The sequence below is a fragment of the Liquorilactobacillus sp. genome (genome assembly GCF_047719775.1).
In the GTDB taxonomy this organism is placed as follows: Bacteria; Bacillota; Bacilli; order Lactobacillales; family Lactobacillaceae; genus Liquorilactobacillus.
Genome location: NZ_JBDNTS010000021.1, coordinates 20870 through 35725, shown reverse-complemented (window position 1 = coordinate 35725; position 14856 = coordinate 20870). Strand labels below are relative to the sequence as shown.

Here is a 14856-nt window from a genome sequence, read left to right as displayed (position 1 = left end):
TATTATCACTATATCCCATATCCTGCCCCGAATAGTTGTTGAATTAAAGTATTCTGAAAATTTTCGTAACTTTAACAGAGTTCTTAACTTAGGATTCATTAAAAAAGAAATTCTTACATTCAAATAATTTTGAATTTGTAAACCCTGACTATCATTAATTGCATAATTTTCAACTATATTTTTAAAAGTTATAGATAATTCCCTAAATTCCCTCAATTTAACCTGATTGTCAGCATTAAAAGAGACTAGTTTACTACGGACACTCCATGCAGTAGCAAGCCCTAAAGTATTTTCTTGATGAATTCTGTAATCAATTAATTGTTCATTCAAAAAACAACAATTATTATTTAATGATGCCAACAAATTCATGTACCAATCATGTGCAACAACAAAATTGTATGTTTTTAAAAATTGTTCTTTAATTTTTCTAGTAATGCACATTGAACAGCCTGGAGAAATATTTCTTTTAATCATATTTTCTAGTCCAAAGAAATTTAGATTTTGCAAAGTATTTTCTGAATAGAGCAAATTAGCATTGTAGAAATTTTTTCTAGGTTTTATTTCAACTGCATTTAAATTTTGGTCAACTAGTTTGATTCCACAATTAAGAGTTTCGATTTGCGGATTTTCCTGTATTTTTTTGCTCATAGTAGATATTTTATTAGCCATCCAGACATCATCCTGATCAGACAAGAAGATAATATCCCCATTAACTAATTTCAAAAGATCATAAAAATTTTTTTTAAATCCTTTATTGCTACTGTTAACTTCGAAATTCCATTTTTTCAGGTTATTATTAGCAATAAAACTTTTTACAATTTCTGCTGTTTTATCCTCTGAACAGTCATCACGAATTATTACTTCATCAGCTTGTAATTCCTGATTCTTTATTGAGTATAATTGTTCTTTAATAAATTTTTCACCATTATAGGTTGCCATGACTACAGATATCATTTATTTAATTCTCCTTACTTTCACTATATCGGTAAATGTAACTTGGCTATAAAATACGCAATTCTGAGATAGAAAACTATGTTGATTCTTATCTTTGTTATTAAATCTAATTTTTGTATTTTATTAAAATCTCTAAAAAATTGTACCATTGTTGGTACAATTTTTGGTTTCTTTATCTCCAACTCGATTTTAGCTTTCTTGTTATCAAAACCTATAGAATTATTACTATGTAACCTGTACTGGATTAAATTATCGTTATAAAAAAACACACCTTCATTATAAGCAGCAATCAACATCAATTGCCAATCATGGTAAACTTCTTGATTGTTTATAGCCAAATATTTATTCCTTACATTTTTAGTAAAACAATATGTACATCCTTGAACGACATTTCCTAATAATAACCGACTAAACGATATTGAAGTGATTATTTCCCTATGCTCCTTTATTACAAATGATGGTATATTATATTTTTTTTTATCTTCAATAATTTCATCTTTTTGATTAATCAAATCAAAATTTGAGCACAATAAGTCACACTTTTCACTGTTCATAAATGTAACCATTTTGCTAACCTTATCTATTCTCCATATATCGTCTTGGTCTGCCAAAAAAATAATATCTCCACTTGACATTGAAATTGCTTGCTCAAAATTTCTTACATATCCTATATTTTCTAAATTTATTTTAAGTTTAATTAAATCACAATTAAAACTATCAATTATTTGCACCGTACTATCTGACGATTTATCATCACATATAACAAGCTCATCTATTTGTTTAGTCTGTTTCAAAATAGAATTTATTTGTTCCTCTATATATTTTTCACCATTATATGTAGCCATTACTACCGAGATCTTCATAAGTTCTCCTTAACATACCATTCTTAATTTGCAAACGCCCATTACTGCTACTGCAAATTAAAAAATCTTTTTTACTTATCTCTCAGTTTATTCAATTTATCCATAAATTGCAATAGTATAGATACTAACACCTCTATTTGATTACAATATTGTATGCTGAAAAAAATAAATAGACTGTAACAAAACATCAATTTGTCCAGTCCATATTCACCGCAATTACTTCCCTTATCTCAGCCATCTCTTTGGATCTTCACGCCACTTATGCAACAACTTGCGGTCTGCTGCCGTAATTTGATTTTCCTCTGCAGCGACTTCAATCAATTCGCTATAGTTAGTTAACGTTGCAAAAGGTATGTTTACAGCTGCAAAATTCTCTTTTGCCGCCTCCAACTGGTAGCTAAAAATCCCGCAAACACCAATCACATCTGCACCTTCCTTTTGAGCAGCTTCAACAGCTTTTAAGACACTCCCACCTGTTGAGATTAAGTCATCAATCAAAACTGTTTTTTGTCCTTTTTCAACGACCCCTTCGATTTGGCGCCCTTGCCCGTGATCTTTAGGCTTCGACCGAACATAAATCATTGGCAGATTCAATTCAGCGGCAATCCAGGCAGCATGCGGGATTCCTGCAGTTGCAGTTCCTGCAATTACCTGCGCCTCTGGAAAGAGGTCACGGATTAAATTAGCAATTCCCCGAGCAATCTCCTTGCGAATCTTTGGGTAGCTGATTGTTAGCCGATTGTCGCAGTAGATAGGGCTTTTAATCCCACTCGCCCAGGTGAAGGGCTTATTAGGTGACAAGGTCACTGCATTAATCTCTAGTAAGTCTTTTGCTACTTGCTTCATTATTTTGCATCCTCCCATAACTTCTTAACCGTTTGATATGTCTTGACGCGATCCTTTGCCTGCGTGATTGCTCTTCCTACAACAATTGCACTGCTTTGATTTCTAGCAGCCTCATCTGGTGTCATCACACGCTTTTGATCGCCACTAGCTCCCCCTGCTAAGCGAATTCCTGGAGTTACTCGCAAAAAGTTTTTGCCAGTTTCTGCAGCAATGATCCTCGCTTCTTGGGCAGAGCAGACAACCCCGTCCATTCCTGAATTTTTTGCCAGTCTTGCATAATTCAAGACACTTTCTTTTAATGGGACTGATACTAATTGTTCTTCTTCAACCATTTGCTGATTTGTCGAAGTCAACTGCGTAATTGCCAGTAATCTTGCAGTTTGTTTCCCATTGCTTCCATCCAGCATTCCAGATTTTGCAGCCGCCATCATTTCGCTACCGCCACTTGCATGCAGTGTTGTCAAATCAACTCCAATCTTCCCCAAAACCTTCATTGCACTTTCCACTGTATGTGGGATATCGTGACATTTTAAATCAAGGAAAACATCATGTCCCATTGCCTTGATTTCTCTAACCATATCTGTACCTTCACTGTAGTAAAGTTCCATCCCAATCTTAACAAATAAAGATTCATCTTTGGGAAATTCGGATAAAAATTGCACGGTTTCATTGCGACCGGGAAAATCCAGTGCAATAATCGGACGTTCAATTCGCATCAGCGATTACTCCTAACTTCTTCAATTAGAGCTTGTAAACTTGTTATTCCAAGTTCATCCAGCTTAGCAGGTAATTCTTCAATTAAATCGAGGCAGGCAGTTGGATTTTTAAAATGTGCCGTTCCTATCGCAACAGCATGTGCACCTGCAAGGTACATCTCAATTACATCTTCAGCATTTTCAATTCCACCTGAAGCAATAATTGGCAAGTCAACAGCATGACTTACTTGATAAATCATTCTGACAGCCAATGGTTTAATTGCTCTTCCAGATAATCCGCCTGTTCCATTACCTAAAACTGGTTTTCTAGTTTTAATATCGATTTTCATTCCCAAAGCTGTATTAATCATGCTAAGCCCATCGGCACCTGCAGCAGCAACAGCCTTTGCTACTTCAACGATATCTGTAACATTAGGCGTTAATTTAACGAAAACCGGAATACTTGTAACTTCTTTGACTGCTCTCGTTAGTTCAGCCGCAACCTTAGGGTCAGTTCCAAACAACATTCCGCCTTCGTGAACATTTGGACATGAAATATTCAGCTCTATTGCATTAACTAAGCCTGATTCGCTCAATGCCTTAGCCACTGCTACATACTCGGATTTGGTTGATCCAGCAACGCTTGCAATCAGTGGCAGGTCTGGTACTTTCGCTCTTAATTCAGGGATTTTCTGTGATAAAATTACCGATAATCCTGGATTTTTTAAACCAACTGCATTTAAAGCGCCATCTTCTACAACTGCCACTCTTGGTTCTGGATTACCTTCTCTTTCAGTCAAAGTTGCCGATTTCAAGATAATCGAACCCAATTGATTTAAATCATACATTTGTGCAAATTTATTGTCGCCAAAACCAAAGCATCCACTGGCTGGCATCACCGGATTTTTAAGTTCCAAGCCAGGCAATGAAACTGCTAAACGAGAATCTTCCATAAATACCCCACCTTTATATAACGATTGTTAAAACTATCTTATAACGTCAGTCGCAAAAGTACGATTCTCCATTGCTCGCACCAAAGCATCAGCTGTATTCAACGAGGTCAACAAGGGAATATTATGTTCAATCGCCGTTTGCCGAATTGTGAATCCATCTGAGGTCACTTCTTGATCGTGGCTCATTGTATTAATAACCAACTGGATCTTGCCTTCCTTGATGATTTTCAAGATATCTAAGTCAGATTTGCCAGCTTCGCCAATTTTATTCACTGTCATTACATGCAAACCACGTTCCTTCAAAAAGGCCGCTGTCCCATTTGTTGCAAATAAACGATATCCTATTTGGCTGAATCTCTGCGCAACCGGTAAAATAGTTTCTTTATCGCTACTATCAATTGTTAATAAGACATTTCCACTCAGAGGCAGTTCCATCTTAGCTCCAGCAAAGGCCTTGAGCAATGCTTTCTCGAAAGTATGGTCGCTTCCCATTACCTCACCGGTCGACTTCATTTCAGGCCCTAGGTAACTATCGACATCTTCCAACTTACTGAATGAGAATACTGGTGCCTTAACATGAATTGTCTTACTCTCTGGATACAAACCAGATTTGAAACCTAGTTCTTTAAGCGATTGTCCCAAGATTACCTTAGTAGCCACTTGCGCCATTTCAATTCCTGTAATTTTACTTAGAAATGGCACCGTTCGACTTGCTCGCGGATTGACTTCCAACACATATGCCTCATGATCATGAATAATAAACTGAATGTTCATAATCCCAACACACTTCAAAGCAACAGCCAGCTTCTTAGTTGCTTCGACAATTTGCTGTTTAATATCTTCGCTGAATGATTGTGGCGGATATACAGCCATCGAATCACCTGAGTGGACACCCGCATGCTCGATGTGTTCCATAATTCCTGGTAATAAGACATCTTTTCCATCACAGATTGCATCAACTTCACATTCCATTCCCTCAAGATATGCATCAACCAGAATTGGATGATCAATCGCAGCCCTTGTATTATGTTCAAGATAATCATTTAATTCAGTTACATCGTTAACAATTTCCATTGCACGTCCACCAAGTACATAACTAGGTCTTACCAAGACTGGATAGCCAATCTCAGCGGCAATCTCTAGAACCCCTGCTTGCGTTGTTGCAGTCTTACCGATTGGCTGTTTAAGTCCTAGATTATTGATGACTTGATCGAATAATTCGCGGTCTTCTGCACGGTCCAGATCTTCAACTGTTGTTCCCAAAATTTTAACCCCATTTTCAACCAGACCAGCTGCTAAATTAATTGCGGTCTGCCCACCAAATTGGACGATTACTCCAAGCGGATTTTCCAATTCAATAACATTTAAAACATCTTCCAGAGTCAGCGGTTCAAAATATAGCTTATCGGAAACAGAGAAATCAGTCGACACTGTCTCTGGATTACTATTCATTACAATTGCTTCGTATCCCAGTTTTTGAATCGCCTTAACACTGTGAACCGTTGCATAATCAAATTCGACTCCTTGTCCAATGCGGATTGGGCCAGATCCAATTACAAGAATTGACTTTCTATCAGAGGGAACACTTTCATTTTCCAAATCATAAGTACTATAGAAGTAAGGTGTCTGTGATTCAAATTCAGCTGCACAAGTATCAACCATTTTGTACACCGGAATTATTTTATTTTCTTTGCGTAAGGCACGTACCTTGCTTTCCTTTAAATTCCAAAGTTTAGCAATTGTCAGATCACTAAAGCCATATCTTTTTGCGGTTTCAAGTGATTCTAAGTCGTTTGGATGCTTGCAGATTTCAACTTCTAATTCTGTAATATGCTTCAATAAATCAAGAAAATAGATATTAATCTTTGTTAATTCATGAACTTCTTCAATCGTGTAACCTCGTCTGAATGCCTCAGCCAAATAGAAGATGCGGTCATCTTGTGGATGCATAATCTTCTCTTCAAGCTTCTGATCAGTAGCTGCTTGTGCCTCATCAGACAACAAATCTTTTTCGTCAATCTCAAGTGAACGAACTGCCTTTTGCAATGCCTCTTCCGCAGTTCGACCAATCGCCATGACCTCACCAGTTGCTTTCATCTGTGTTCCCAACTTACGGTTTGCGCGCGCAAATTTATCAAAAGGCCACCGTGGAATCTTAGCCACAACATAATCAAGAGCTGGTTCAAATTCAGCATATGTTGTTCCAGTAACTGGATTCTTGATTTCATCTAGAGTCAGTCCAACTGCAATCTTAGCTGCCATCTTCGCAATGGGATAACCCGTCGCCTTGGAAGCAAGTGCCGAAGAGCGGCTCACACGTGGATTAACTTCAATCACATTATAATTAAAGCTATTCGGATCAAGAGCAAGCTGAACATTGCAGCCCCCCTCAATCTTCAATGCACTAATCAAGCGCAGTGAGACATCACGCAACATCTGATATTCACGATCGGCAAGTGTCTGTGTTGGAGCAAAAACAATCGAATCACCCGTATGGATTCCCACTGGATCAAAATTTTCCATACTGCAGACAACCATTGTGTTACCCGCATGATCACGCATAACTTCAAATTCGATTTCTTTATATCCTGTAATACTTTTTTCAATCAGACATTGTGTGACTGGTGACAAATCCAGACCGTTGGCTGAAATTTGGTCCAACTGCTCCTTATTGTCGCAAAGTCCGCCACCGGTTCCGCCCATTGTAAAAGCTGGGCGCACAATTACCGGATATCCGATTTCATCAGCGAAATCAAGTGCCTCTTGTGTTGTATTAACAGTCTTTGATGGTGGAACAGGTTCGTTTAAGTCATTCATTAGTTCTTTGAACAATTCACGATCCTCAGCCTGATTAATGGCCGTCAGCTTGGTCCCAAGCAATTCAATCTCAAGTTCATCCAATATTCCTGTCTCGGACAATGACATTGCCATGTTTAGCCCAACTTGACCACCAAGCGTTGGTAAAATTGCATCCGGATATTCTTGTCGGATAATTCGAGAAACAGAATCAGTTGTCAGTGGCTCGATGTATACACGATCAGCAATTTCCGTATCAGTCATAATTGTTGCGGGATTCGAGTTGACCAAAACAACTTCATATCCTTCTTCGCGCAGTGCCATACAAGCCTGTGTCCCAGAATAATCAAATTCGGCTGCCTGTCCAATAATAATTGGACCAGAGCCAATTACCATAATTTTGTGAATATCAGTTCTCTTAGGCATTACGTTCATCCTTTCTCGTATCAATTACATGCATAAAATCATCAAAAATGTCGACTGCATCATGGGGACCAGGTGCAGCATCTGGATGAAACTGCACGCTAAAAGCTGGATAATTTTTGTGTCGGAGTCCTTCAACAGTTCCATCATTGATCTCACGGTACGTAATATTCATTACATTATTGTCGACAGAATCTGGTGCCACTGCATACCCATGATTCTGTGAGGTAAAGCAGATTCTCCCACTCGCAATTTCTCTAACAGGATGATTAAAACCACGATGGCCGAATTTCATCTTGAACGTGTCGGCACCATTAGCTAGTGCAAATAATTGATGCCCTAGGCAAATTCCAAAAAGCGGTAATTTCTTTTCAATTTTTTGAATCATTTTGATGGCTCCAGGAAGCGACTTAGGATCACCAGGTCCATTTGATAATAAGACTCCATCCGGCTTTAACTTGAAGATGTCTTCTGCTGTAGCATTATAAGGTAATACGATGGTATTGCAATTGCGTTTAGCTAGCTCTCGTAAGATACTGTGCTTCAATCCAAAATCAATTACTACAACATTGCGCTTACTTCCTGGGTTCGGATAAGGTTTGCTTGTTGACACCTGTGCAACAAGATTTTCATTAACAACCGTCGCATTTAACTGTGAGAAAGCATGCTCAAAATCATCAGTAGCATCAATAATTCTGCCTTTCATAGTTCCAACCGAGCGCAGCTTCTTTGTTAGTGCACGCGTATCAATCCCTGTAATTCCAGGAATTTGCATCTGTACCAAGAAATCTGCAAAACTACTTTGTTGTCGCCAATTACTTGAGACTCGTGCTAGTTCATGACAGATAACGCCTTTGCATCCTGGTTCGATTGATTCATAATCATCAAGATTTACCCCGTAATTGCCAATTAAAGGGTTGGTAAACACTAATATTTGGTTTGCAAAAGACTGATCTGTAACAGCTTCCTGATAACCTGTCATTCCCGTCGTAAAGACGACCTCCCCAGTAGTCGTGCTATTTGCACCAAAACCTTCTCCTTTGAAGATGCTGCCATCTTCTAAAATCAAATAACGTTTCAAGTTCAGTCCTCCTTTTGATAAACGAGCTTTCCATCAACAAATGTCATAATTGTCTTGCCATATACTTTATCACCTGTAAAAGGTGTATTTGTCCCCTTTGAGAGATATTCTTCTTCTTTTATTTCGGATTCCTTATCTAAATCGAACACAGCTATGTCTGCAGGCTTGCCAATTAGCAATTCTCCTGCATTCTTCATTCCAAAAGCTTTTGCTGGTGCGCTGCTCATTTTATCCAACAGCATTTCTAGCGTTAACTTACCGCTCTTCACAAAATGTGTATACAACAATGTGAAGGCCGTCTCACTCCCGGTTATTCCAAAAGATGCCTGACACATCCCACCAACTTTTTCTTCATGACTATGTGGTGCATGATCTGTAGCAATCATATCGATTGTGCCATCTAACAATCCTGCCAGTAGAGCTGCTTTATCACTTTCATCGCGTAGCGGAGGATTCATCTTGAAATATGCATCATCACTCGGAATATCCTCATCACTCAGTAAAAGGTGATGTGGCGCAACTTCACACGTTACATTGATTCCTTTTGACTTCGCCAAACGCATCAATTCAACACTTTCTTTTGTTGATAAATGACATGCATGATAGTGTACCCCAGTTTTTTGTGCAAGGATTAAGTCGCGTGCTAGTTGAGATGATTCACTCAGACCGAGCATTCCCGGAAGTCCCAATTCATGTGAACGACTACCTTCATTCATCACTCCATCATTCAGTAATGAATTATCCTCAATATGTTCAACAAGTGGCATTCCTAAGTCAGCAGCCTGTTTCATTGCTTGATACATCGTTCCCGCAGTCTGGATTCCACTTCCATCATTACTGTAGGCAAATGCTCCGGCTTGTTTTAAAGCGGCAAGATCACTAATTTGCTCACTTTTTAATCCCGCAGTAATTGCTGCATACTGCTTAATATGAACAACACCGTCAGCTTTATTTTTGGCAATTACATTCACTAAGCGTTCAGCCGTATCAGGAACCGGATTTAGGTTTGGCATTGCGCAAACAGTTGTAAAACCGCCATGTGCCGCTGCGAGACTGCCTGTTTTGATAGTTTCCTTATAAGTAAAACCAGGTTCTCTATAATGAACATGCACATCCACGAGTCCAGGAGAAACCAATTTGTTTGAAACATCAATCTTATTGATATCTCCAAGCAGTCGTCCAAGATTTTGTCCAAAAGCTGTAATTAACCCATTTTGTACAAGCAAATCCATTTTTTGCAGCTTACCAGCTTGATATACGAGCCCATTTTCAAGTAAAAAATTCATTTTAGAGTCCTCCCAAATGTCTGCCTGCAATAACTGCTTCAAGCATTGCCATCCGCATGTACACACCATTTTGCATTTGCTTAACAAATCTTGACTTAGGTGCTTCAACCAATTCTGAAGCAATCTCAACCCCGCGGTTTATTGGGCCGGGATGCATTATGATGGCATCTTTCTTCATTTTTCCATAGCGCTCAAGTGTTAAACCATATTGTTCATGGTACTGCACAGCAGAAAAGCTTGTTTCTTTAGTATGTCGTTCATGCTGGACTCTTAATAACATCACTACATCCACTTGCGTAATCAATTTATCGACTTCCAAATACTCACCATATTCCTCAAATTCTTTTGAATACCAGTAGCTCGGCCCTGCAAAAAAAACTTGTGCTCCGAGTTTTTTTAATAACTGCATATTGCTGCGTGCCACCCTAGAGTTACTCAAATCACCAATAATTGCGACTTTTAGTTTCTTAAAAGTTCCAAATTGCTCATAGATTGTCATCATATCCAGTAACGACTGCGAAGGATGCTGCCCACTGCCATCTCCCGCATTTACCACACCAATCGCAAGTTTTTGCATTGGTTCAAGTTCAATTAACTTCTTATAATATTCATTTTCCTGATGACGCATAATTGCTAGATTAACTCCAATCGCATTCAAGGAAAGCAATGTGTCATAGAGCGTCTCGCCTTTTTTTACCGAACTGGCAGCAGGATCAAACGGAATTATCTGTAATCCTAGCTTACGTTCAGCCATCTCAAAACTACAATGTGTTCGTGTACTGTTCTCAAAAAACATGTTAACGGCATAGACAGGTTGTTCAAATTGTGGTATTGCTCCGCCATTCTTAAAATAAATTGCACGTTCAATCAACGCCCGAACCTGATCATCATGTAGCTCCTTGACTGTTACAAAATGCTGCAACTTCACGTGACTTTCTAGCTCTAACATTCCTTATCTCCTACCTTTCGCTTACTGCTTTCTCAGGAAGAACCAAATTCAAAATTATGCCAAAGACTGTTGCTAACGCGATACTTGTCAATTGGAAGCTTCCTAATTGCAAGTAAGTTCCACCAATCCCAATAACTAGGATAACTGATGTAATAATCAAATTTCGCTTTAATTCATAGTTTACTTTGTTGTCTACCAAGATTCTCAAGCCATTCGATGCGATCATTCCAAATAACAAGAAGCTAATTCCGCCAATTACTGGACTTGGAATTGAATGTATTAATGCACTGATCTTGCCTATAAAGCTGAACAAAACTGCAAAGCTTGCTGCTCCACCAAGTACCCAGATACTGTGAACTTTTGTCATTGCGAGTACTCCAATATTTTCACCGTATGAGGTTGTAGGAGGTCCCCCAACAAACCCTGCAATAATTGATGATAGTCCATCTCCAAAAAGCGTGCGGTGCAGACCTGGATCTTCGAAGAAATTCCGCTTGGTTAATTTATTCAAAACCATTACATGTCCCATATGTTCAGTCATTGTTACAAAAGCAATTGGAGCCATTCCGATAATTGCTGCCGGATACCACTTAAAATCATAGTTGACGAACATTGCATCAAAGGCTGGCAGAGAAAACCATTTTGCTTCCGCAACCGACTTGAAATCGACAATCCCAAGAACTAATGCTAAGACATAACCGCAGACAATCCCAAGTAATACTGGAATCATACTAGGAAAGCCTTTGAGAAACATGTTAAAAATAATTGTTATTAATAAAGTACAGATTGCAACTATAAAATATTTCAAGTCATAATGTGTTCCATTCATCATTGCATTGGTTGCTGCTGTTGTCGCAATTGAAAGTCCAATAACAATAACGATTGGTCCGACAACAACTGGAGGTAAAATTTTATTAACCCAGTTACTACCAAAACGGCTGACAATCAAGGAAACAATTAGATAGACTAGTCCAGCTGAGATCGCACCTTGTGCAACTGCAGGATATCCGTCAGTCTTCATTAGTACCTGCATTGTTCCAATAAAGGCAAAACTCGAACCAAGATACGCTGGAATTTTTGCCTTAGTACATACTATATAAACTAAGGTTCCAACTCCTGAACTAAACAACGCAATACTAGGATTAATTCCTACTAAGAGCGGTACAAGGACAGTTGCCCCGAACATTGTAAATAAATGCTGAATCGACAATACCAGCCAATAACCAAAACTTGGTCGATCTTTGATATCTAGTAAAGCCTCATCGTTCCTAAATTCCTTTTGTTCCTTTAAATTCATCTTCATTCTCCTTCTATACAAAAAAACCTGAATCTTGCTTGATCCAGGTCGGCATAAGGTCAGGGTAAGTCCCTCATTTAAGGGGCTGGCTCTTCAACCTTTTTGCTCTCTCTGGAGTCAATTAAATGGTCGCAACTATTAGATTTTTTCTATCTTGATTGAATCCTTTTCATCAATTTCCTCAACCTCAACAGAAATTTGTTCGTCAAGTGATGTAGGAATATTCTTACCGACAAAATCTGCACGAATTGGTAATTCACGATGCCCACGATCAACCAATACTGCCAGATTAATTTTCTTGGGACGACCTTGATCCATCAATGCATCAAGTGCTGCACGAATCGTACGTCCAGTAAATAATACATCATCAATTAAAATAACTTGTTTCTCAGTAATATCAAAATCAAGTTTTGCTGAATTAACAATTGGTTCATTCTTGCTCGCAGCATCGTGACGATCATCACGATATAATGAAATATCGAGTTCTCCGACAGGAACATTTGCCCCTTCAAGCTGTTGTAAACGTTGTGCAATTCTCTTCGCGAGATAAATGCCTCGAGTTTTAATACCAACAATTACCAAGTCCTCGATGCCCTTATTCTTTTCGATAATTTCATAAGTCATTCGCGTTAAAGCACGTTTCATTGCCATTGAATCAACAACTTCTTTAGCCATTTTTTCCTCTCCTTTTTGTCATTTGTCCATTAAAAAAGCCACCTAGCCAAATGGCTAAGTGGTAGACTTCTGTCTTTATTCCGAGTTCAATTAAGACACTGCCTTCTTAGCCTCACGGGACTATGTTTAAAGGACCTTGATTAGATACTAATTTACTAGAGATTATCTTGTTTGTCAAGATAGTCCAATGTTTTTCTAAAAATTTCTGGTAAGGGCACATCGAAAATCAACTCTTTACCAGTTCTTGGGTGCTTGAACCCGAGCTTACCAGCATGTAAAAACTGGCCATTACCCTTAATCGTTTTAGTTGGACCATAAAGCGGGTCACCAACTAGTGGATGTCCAATATATTTTAAATGCACTCTGATTTGATGAGTCCGTCCTGTCTCCAAAATACACTTGAGTAACGTGTAATTATGGTAGCGTTTGATAACAGAAAAATGTGTTACTGCGTTTCGTCCACCTGAAACAACTGCCTGCTTCTTGCGTTCCTTTGGTGATCGTCCTAGCGGGGCATCAATCTTCCCGCTATCTTCTTTAATAACACCATGAACCAAAGCAGTATACTCTCTAATATTTGTCTTGGCTTTCAGTTGTGCCGCGAGACTACGATGTGCCTGATCATTTTTAGCAACCATTAACAACCCTGAAGTGTCTTTATCAATACGATGAACAATCCCGGGACGGAATTCACCATTGATTGTCGACAGTGGACTATGCGCCAACAAAGCATTGACCAGTGTCTTGTCTGGATGACCTGGTGCCGGATGGACTACCATACCTTGAGGCTTATTAATCACTAGGACGTCTTCGTCTTCGTACACCACTTCCAATGGAATCTTTTCTGGCTGGACACTAATTTCTTTGACAGGAGGAACAGTTAGTTCAACTTGATCATTTTCTCTTACTTTATAGCTGGGCTTCGCTGGCTGTGAATTTACTAAAATTGCCCTTTCAATCAACCATTGTTTTAACTGTGATCGAGAATATTCAGGAAAAAGTTCGGTCAAAGTCTTGTCCAGTCTTCCTCTTTGTGTACCAATTATTTTTTTTTCAGTCATTCTTATCATCCCGTAACATGGCAATTATGATAACCAGCACACCCACAGAGAGCGCTGAATCGGCAACATTAAAAATAGGAAAATTAATAAAATCAAGTTGCAACATATCAACTACATATCCTATTCTGATTCGATCAATGAAATTGCCTAGCGTTCCACCTATCATCAAACTAATTCCAAGGGCATACACCCAATTCTTCCATAGCTTAAAAAAAAGATAACCTAACACACCTAGAGCAATCACGGTTATTAAAAATAAGAACCATTTTTGCCCAGTAAAAATATTCCACGCCGCCCCATAATTACGAATATGGGCTATTGATAAAGTAGATGGAATAAGTTGAACACTGCTATTCAGCGGAATGTTACTTACTACCAATAATTTTACTATTTGATCCAGTAAGATAATTGCAAAAATCAAAAAGATATATAGCGCCATTATGACGTATCCTCGCTTTCAGTATACCTCTGTTCTTTTACAGAAACAGCATATGTAATTCAAGCCTATATTATACCGCACTTAAAGAAAACCTTAAACCCTTGTTTCATCAAAAATAAATATCATCTTGGAATTTGGAGGGAGTGTGCCATAAGTCGAGAAAATTTTAGTATCAATTAGAAATTGCGAACATAGTGAGAATTTTGCTATGAGTAATTCGAAGTTAGACGGAAAATTTTGACTTAAGAACCATGTTTATCCGTAATAATATAGAGAAACTAGACCAAAATTTAACTTTTGACCCAGCTCATGGAACAAAGGTTATCCTTTGCAGCAGCAAACTATATTTTTAAATAGCCGTTGATTATAAAAAAATGCCAAATGGACTTAATTATTTTAATTCCAATCTGAGAAAATGCTTGACCTTTTTTTAATTTAGTTTTAACCTAGTTAATAATAATTAACGTTGAAAAGATAAGTAATATTTAAGCAATATTACAGAAAGCCGATTTTGCTGAGATTCGGTTATTGCAAAAAT

13 protein-coding genes and 1 other annotated feature (1 of these 14 running past the window's edge) are annotated in these 14856 nt (G+C 38.2%); all 13 genes read right to left on the bottom strand.

The annotated features are described in order from the left end of the window. Positions 1–954 (bottom strand): glycosyltransferase (locus ABF682_RS10260; protein WP_415619756.1); only part of this gene is annotated, 954 nt, incomplete at its 3' end. A 23-nt stretch (positions 955–977) separates the two neighbouring features. Next, complete coding sequence (locus tag ABF682_RS10255; protein WP_415619755.1) at positions 978–1799, bottom strand: glycosyltransferase; 822 nt, start codon at positions 1797–1799, stop codon at positions 978–980. A gap of 243 nt (positions 1800–2042) precedes the next feature. Further along, positions 2043–2663: an orotate phosphoribosyltransferase gene (gene pyrE, locus ABF682_RS10250; RefSeq protein WP_415619754.1), complete on the bottom strand. Its 621-nt coding sequence runs from the start codon at positions 2661–2663 to the stop codon at positions 2043–2045. Then, positions 2663–3379 carry an orotidine-5'-phosphate decarboxylase gene (pyrF, locus tag ABF682_RS10245; RefSeq protein ID WP_415619753.1) on the bottom strand — a complete coding sequence of 239 codons (717 nt, stop codon included), beginning with the start codon at positions 3377–3379 and terminating at the stop codon, positions 2663–2665. The genes pyrE and pyrF overlap by 1 nt, the downstream gene beginning before the upstream one ends. Then, positions 3379–4311, bottom strand: a complete 933-nt coding sequence (locus ABF682_RS10240) for a dihydroorotate dehydrogenase (RefSeq protein ID WP_415619752.1) — start codon at positions 4309–4311, stop codon at positions 3379–3381. The genes pyrF and ABF682_RS10240 overlap by 1 nt, the downstream gene beginning before the upstream one ends. 33 nt (positions 4312–4344) lie before the next feature. After that, positions 4345–7533: a carbamoyl-phosphate synthase large subunit gene (carB, locus tag ABF682_RS10235; protein WP_415619751.1), complete on the bottom strand. Its 3189-nt coding sequence runs from the start codon at positions 7531–7533 to the stop codon at positions 4345–4347. Next, entirely contained in the window at positions 7526–8611 is a 1086-nt protein-coding gene (locus ABF682_RS10230) for a carbamoyl phosphate synthase small subunit (RefSeq protein WP_415619750.1), read from the bottom strand. Before ABF682_RS10230 ends, carB begins: the two co-directional genes overlap by 8 nt. 2 nt (positions 8612–8613) lie before the next feature. Beyond that, complete coding sequence (locus tag ABF682_RS10225) at positions 8614–9897, bottom strand: dihydroorotase (protein WP_415619749.1); 1284 nt, start codon at positions 9895–9897, stop codon at positions 8614–8616. A gap of 1 nt (position 9898) precedes the next feature. Further along, positions 9899–10846 (bottom strand): aspartate carbamoyltransferase catalytic subunit, encoded by a 948-nt coding sequence (locus ABF682_RS10220; protein ID WP_415619748.1) that lies wholly within the window; start codon positions 10844–10846, stop codon positions 9899–9901. 10 nt (positions 10847–10856) lie between these two features. Then, positions 10857–12143, bottom strand: coding sequence for a solute carrier family 23 protein (locus tag ABF682_RS10215; protein WP_415619747.1), 1287 nt, complete (start codon positions 12141–12143; stop codon positions 10857–10859). Positions 12144–12281: 138 nt separating this feature from the next. Then, positions 12282–12818 (bottom strand): bifunctional pyr operon transcriptional regulator/uracil phosphoribosyltransferase PyrR, encoded by a 537-nt coding sequence (gene pyrR / locus ABF682_RS10210; RefSeq protein ID WP_057869368.1) that lies wholly within the window; start codon positions 12816–12818, stop codon positions 12282–12284. A gap of 155 nt (positions 12819–12973) precedes the next feature. Further along, a complete protein-coding gene (locus ABF682_RS10205; protein WP_415619758.1) occupies positions 12974–13888 on the bottom strand; it encodes an RluA family pseudouridine synthase in 915 nt (304 codons plus the stop codon). Then, complete coding sequence (lspA, locus tag ABF682_RS10200; RefSeq protein WP_289978234.1) at positions 13872–14318, bottom strand: signal peptidase II; 447 nt, start codon at positions 14316–14318, stop codon at positions 13872–13874. The genes ABF682_RS10205 and lspA overlap by 17 nt, the downstream gene beginning before the upstream one ends. A gap of 457 nt (positions 14319–14775) precedes the next feature. Then, positions 14776–14856: a binding site (T-box leader), on the top strand; it runs 157 nt beyond the window's last position.

What these genes read in the sequence shown, in the direction of transcription:
- lspA (WP_289978234.1), bottom strand. Translation starts at nt 14,318, where the DNA reads ATGGCGCTATATATCTTTTTGATTTTTGCAATTATCTTACTGGATCAA.
- pyrR (WP_057869368.1), bottom strand. Translation starts at nt 12,818, where the DNA reads ATGGCTAAAGAAGTTGTTGATTCAATGGCAATGAAACGTGCTTTAACG.
- ABF682_RS10215 (WP_415619747.1), bottom strand. Translation starts at nt 12,143, where the DNA reads ATGAATTTAAAGGAACAAAAGGAATTTAGGAACGATGAGGCTTTACTA.
- pyrF (WP_415619753.1), bottom strand. Translation starts at nt 3,379, where the DNA reads ATGCGAATTGAACGTCCGATTATTGCACTGGATTTTCCCGGTCGCAAT.
- ABF682_RS10255 (WP_415619755.1), bottom strand. Translation starts at nt 1,799, where the DNA reads ATGGCTACATATAATGGTGAAAAATATATAGAGGAACAAATAAATTCT.
- ABF682_RS10205 (WP_415619758.1), bottom strand. Translation starts at nt 13,888, where the DNA reads ATGATAAGAATGACTGAAAAAAAAATAATTGGTACACAAAGAGGAAGA.
- ABF682_RS10240 (WP_415619752.1), bottom strand. Translation starts at nt 4,311, where the DNA reads ATGGAAGATTCTCGTTTAGCAGTTTCATTGCCTGGCTTGGAACTTAAA.
- pyrE (WP_415619754.1), bottom strand. Translation starts at nt 2,663, where the DNA reads ATGAAGCAAGTAGCAAAAGACTTACTAGAGATTAATGCAGTGACCTTG.
- ABF682_RS10225 (WP_415619749.1), bottom strand. Translation starts at nt 9,897, where the DNA reads ATGAATTTTTTACTTGAAAATGGGCTCGTATATCAAGCTGGTAAGCTG.
- carB (WP_415619751.1), bottom strand. Translation starts at nt 7,533, where the DNA reads ATGCCTAAGAGAACTGATATTCACAAAATTATGGTAATTGGCTCTGGT.
- ABF682_RS10220 (WP_415619748.1), bottom strand. Translation starts at nt 10,846, where the DNA reads ATGTTAGAGCTAGAAAGTCACGTGAAGTTGCAGCATTTTGTAACAGTC.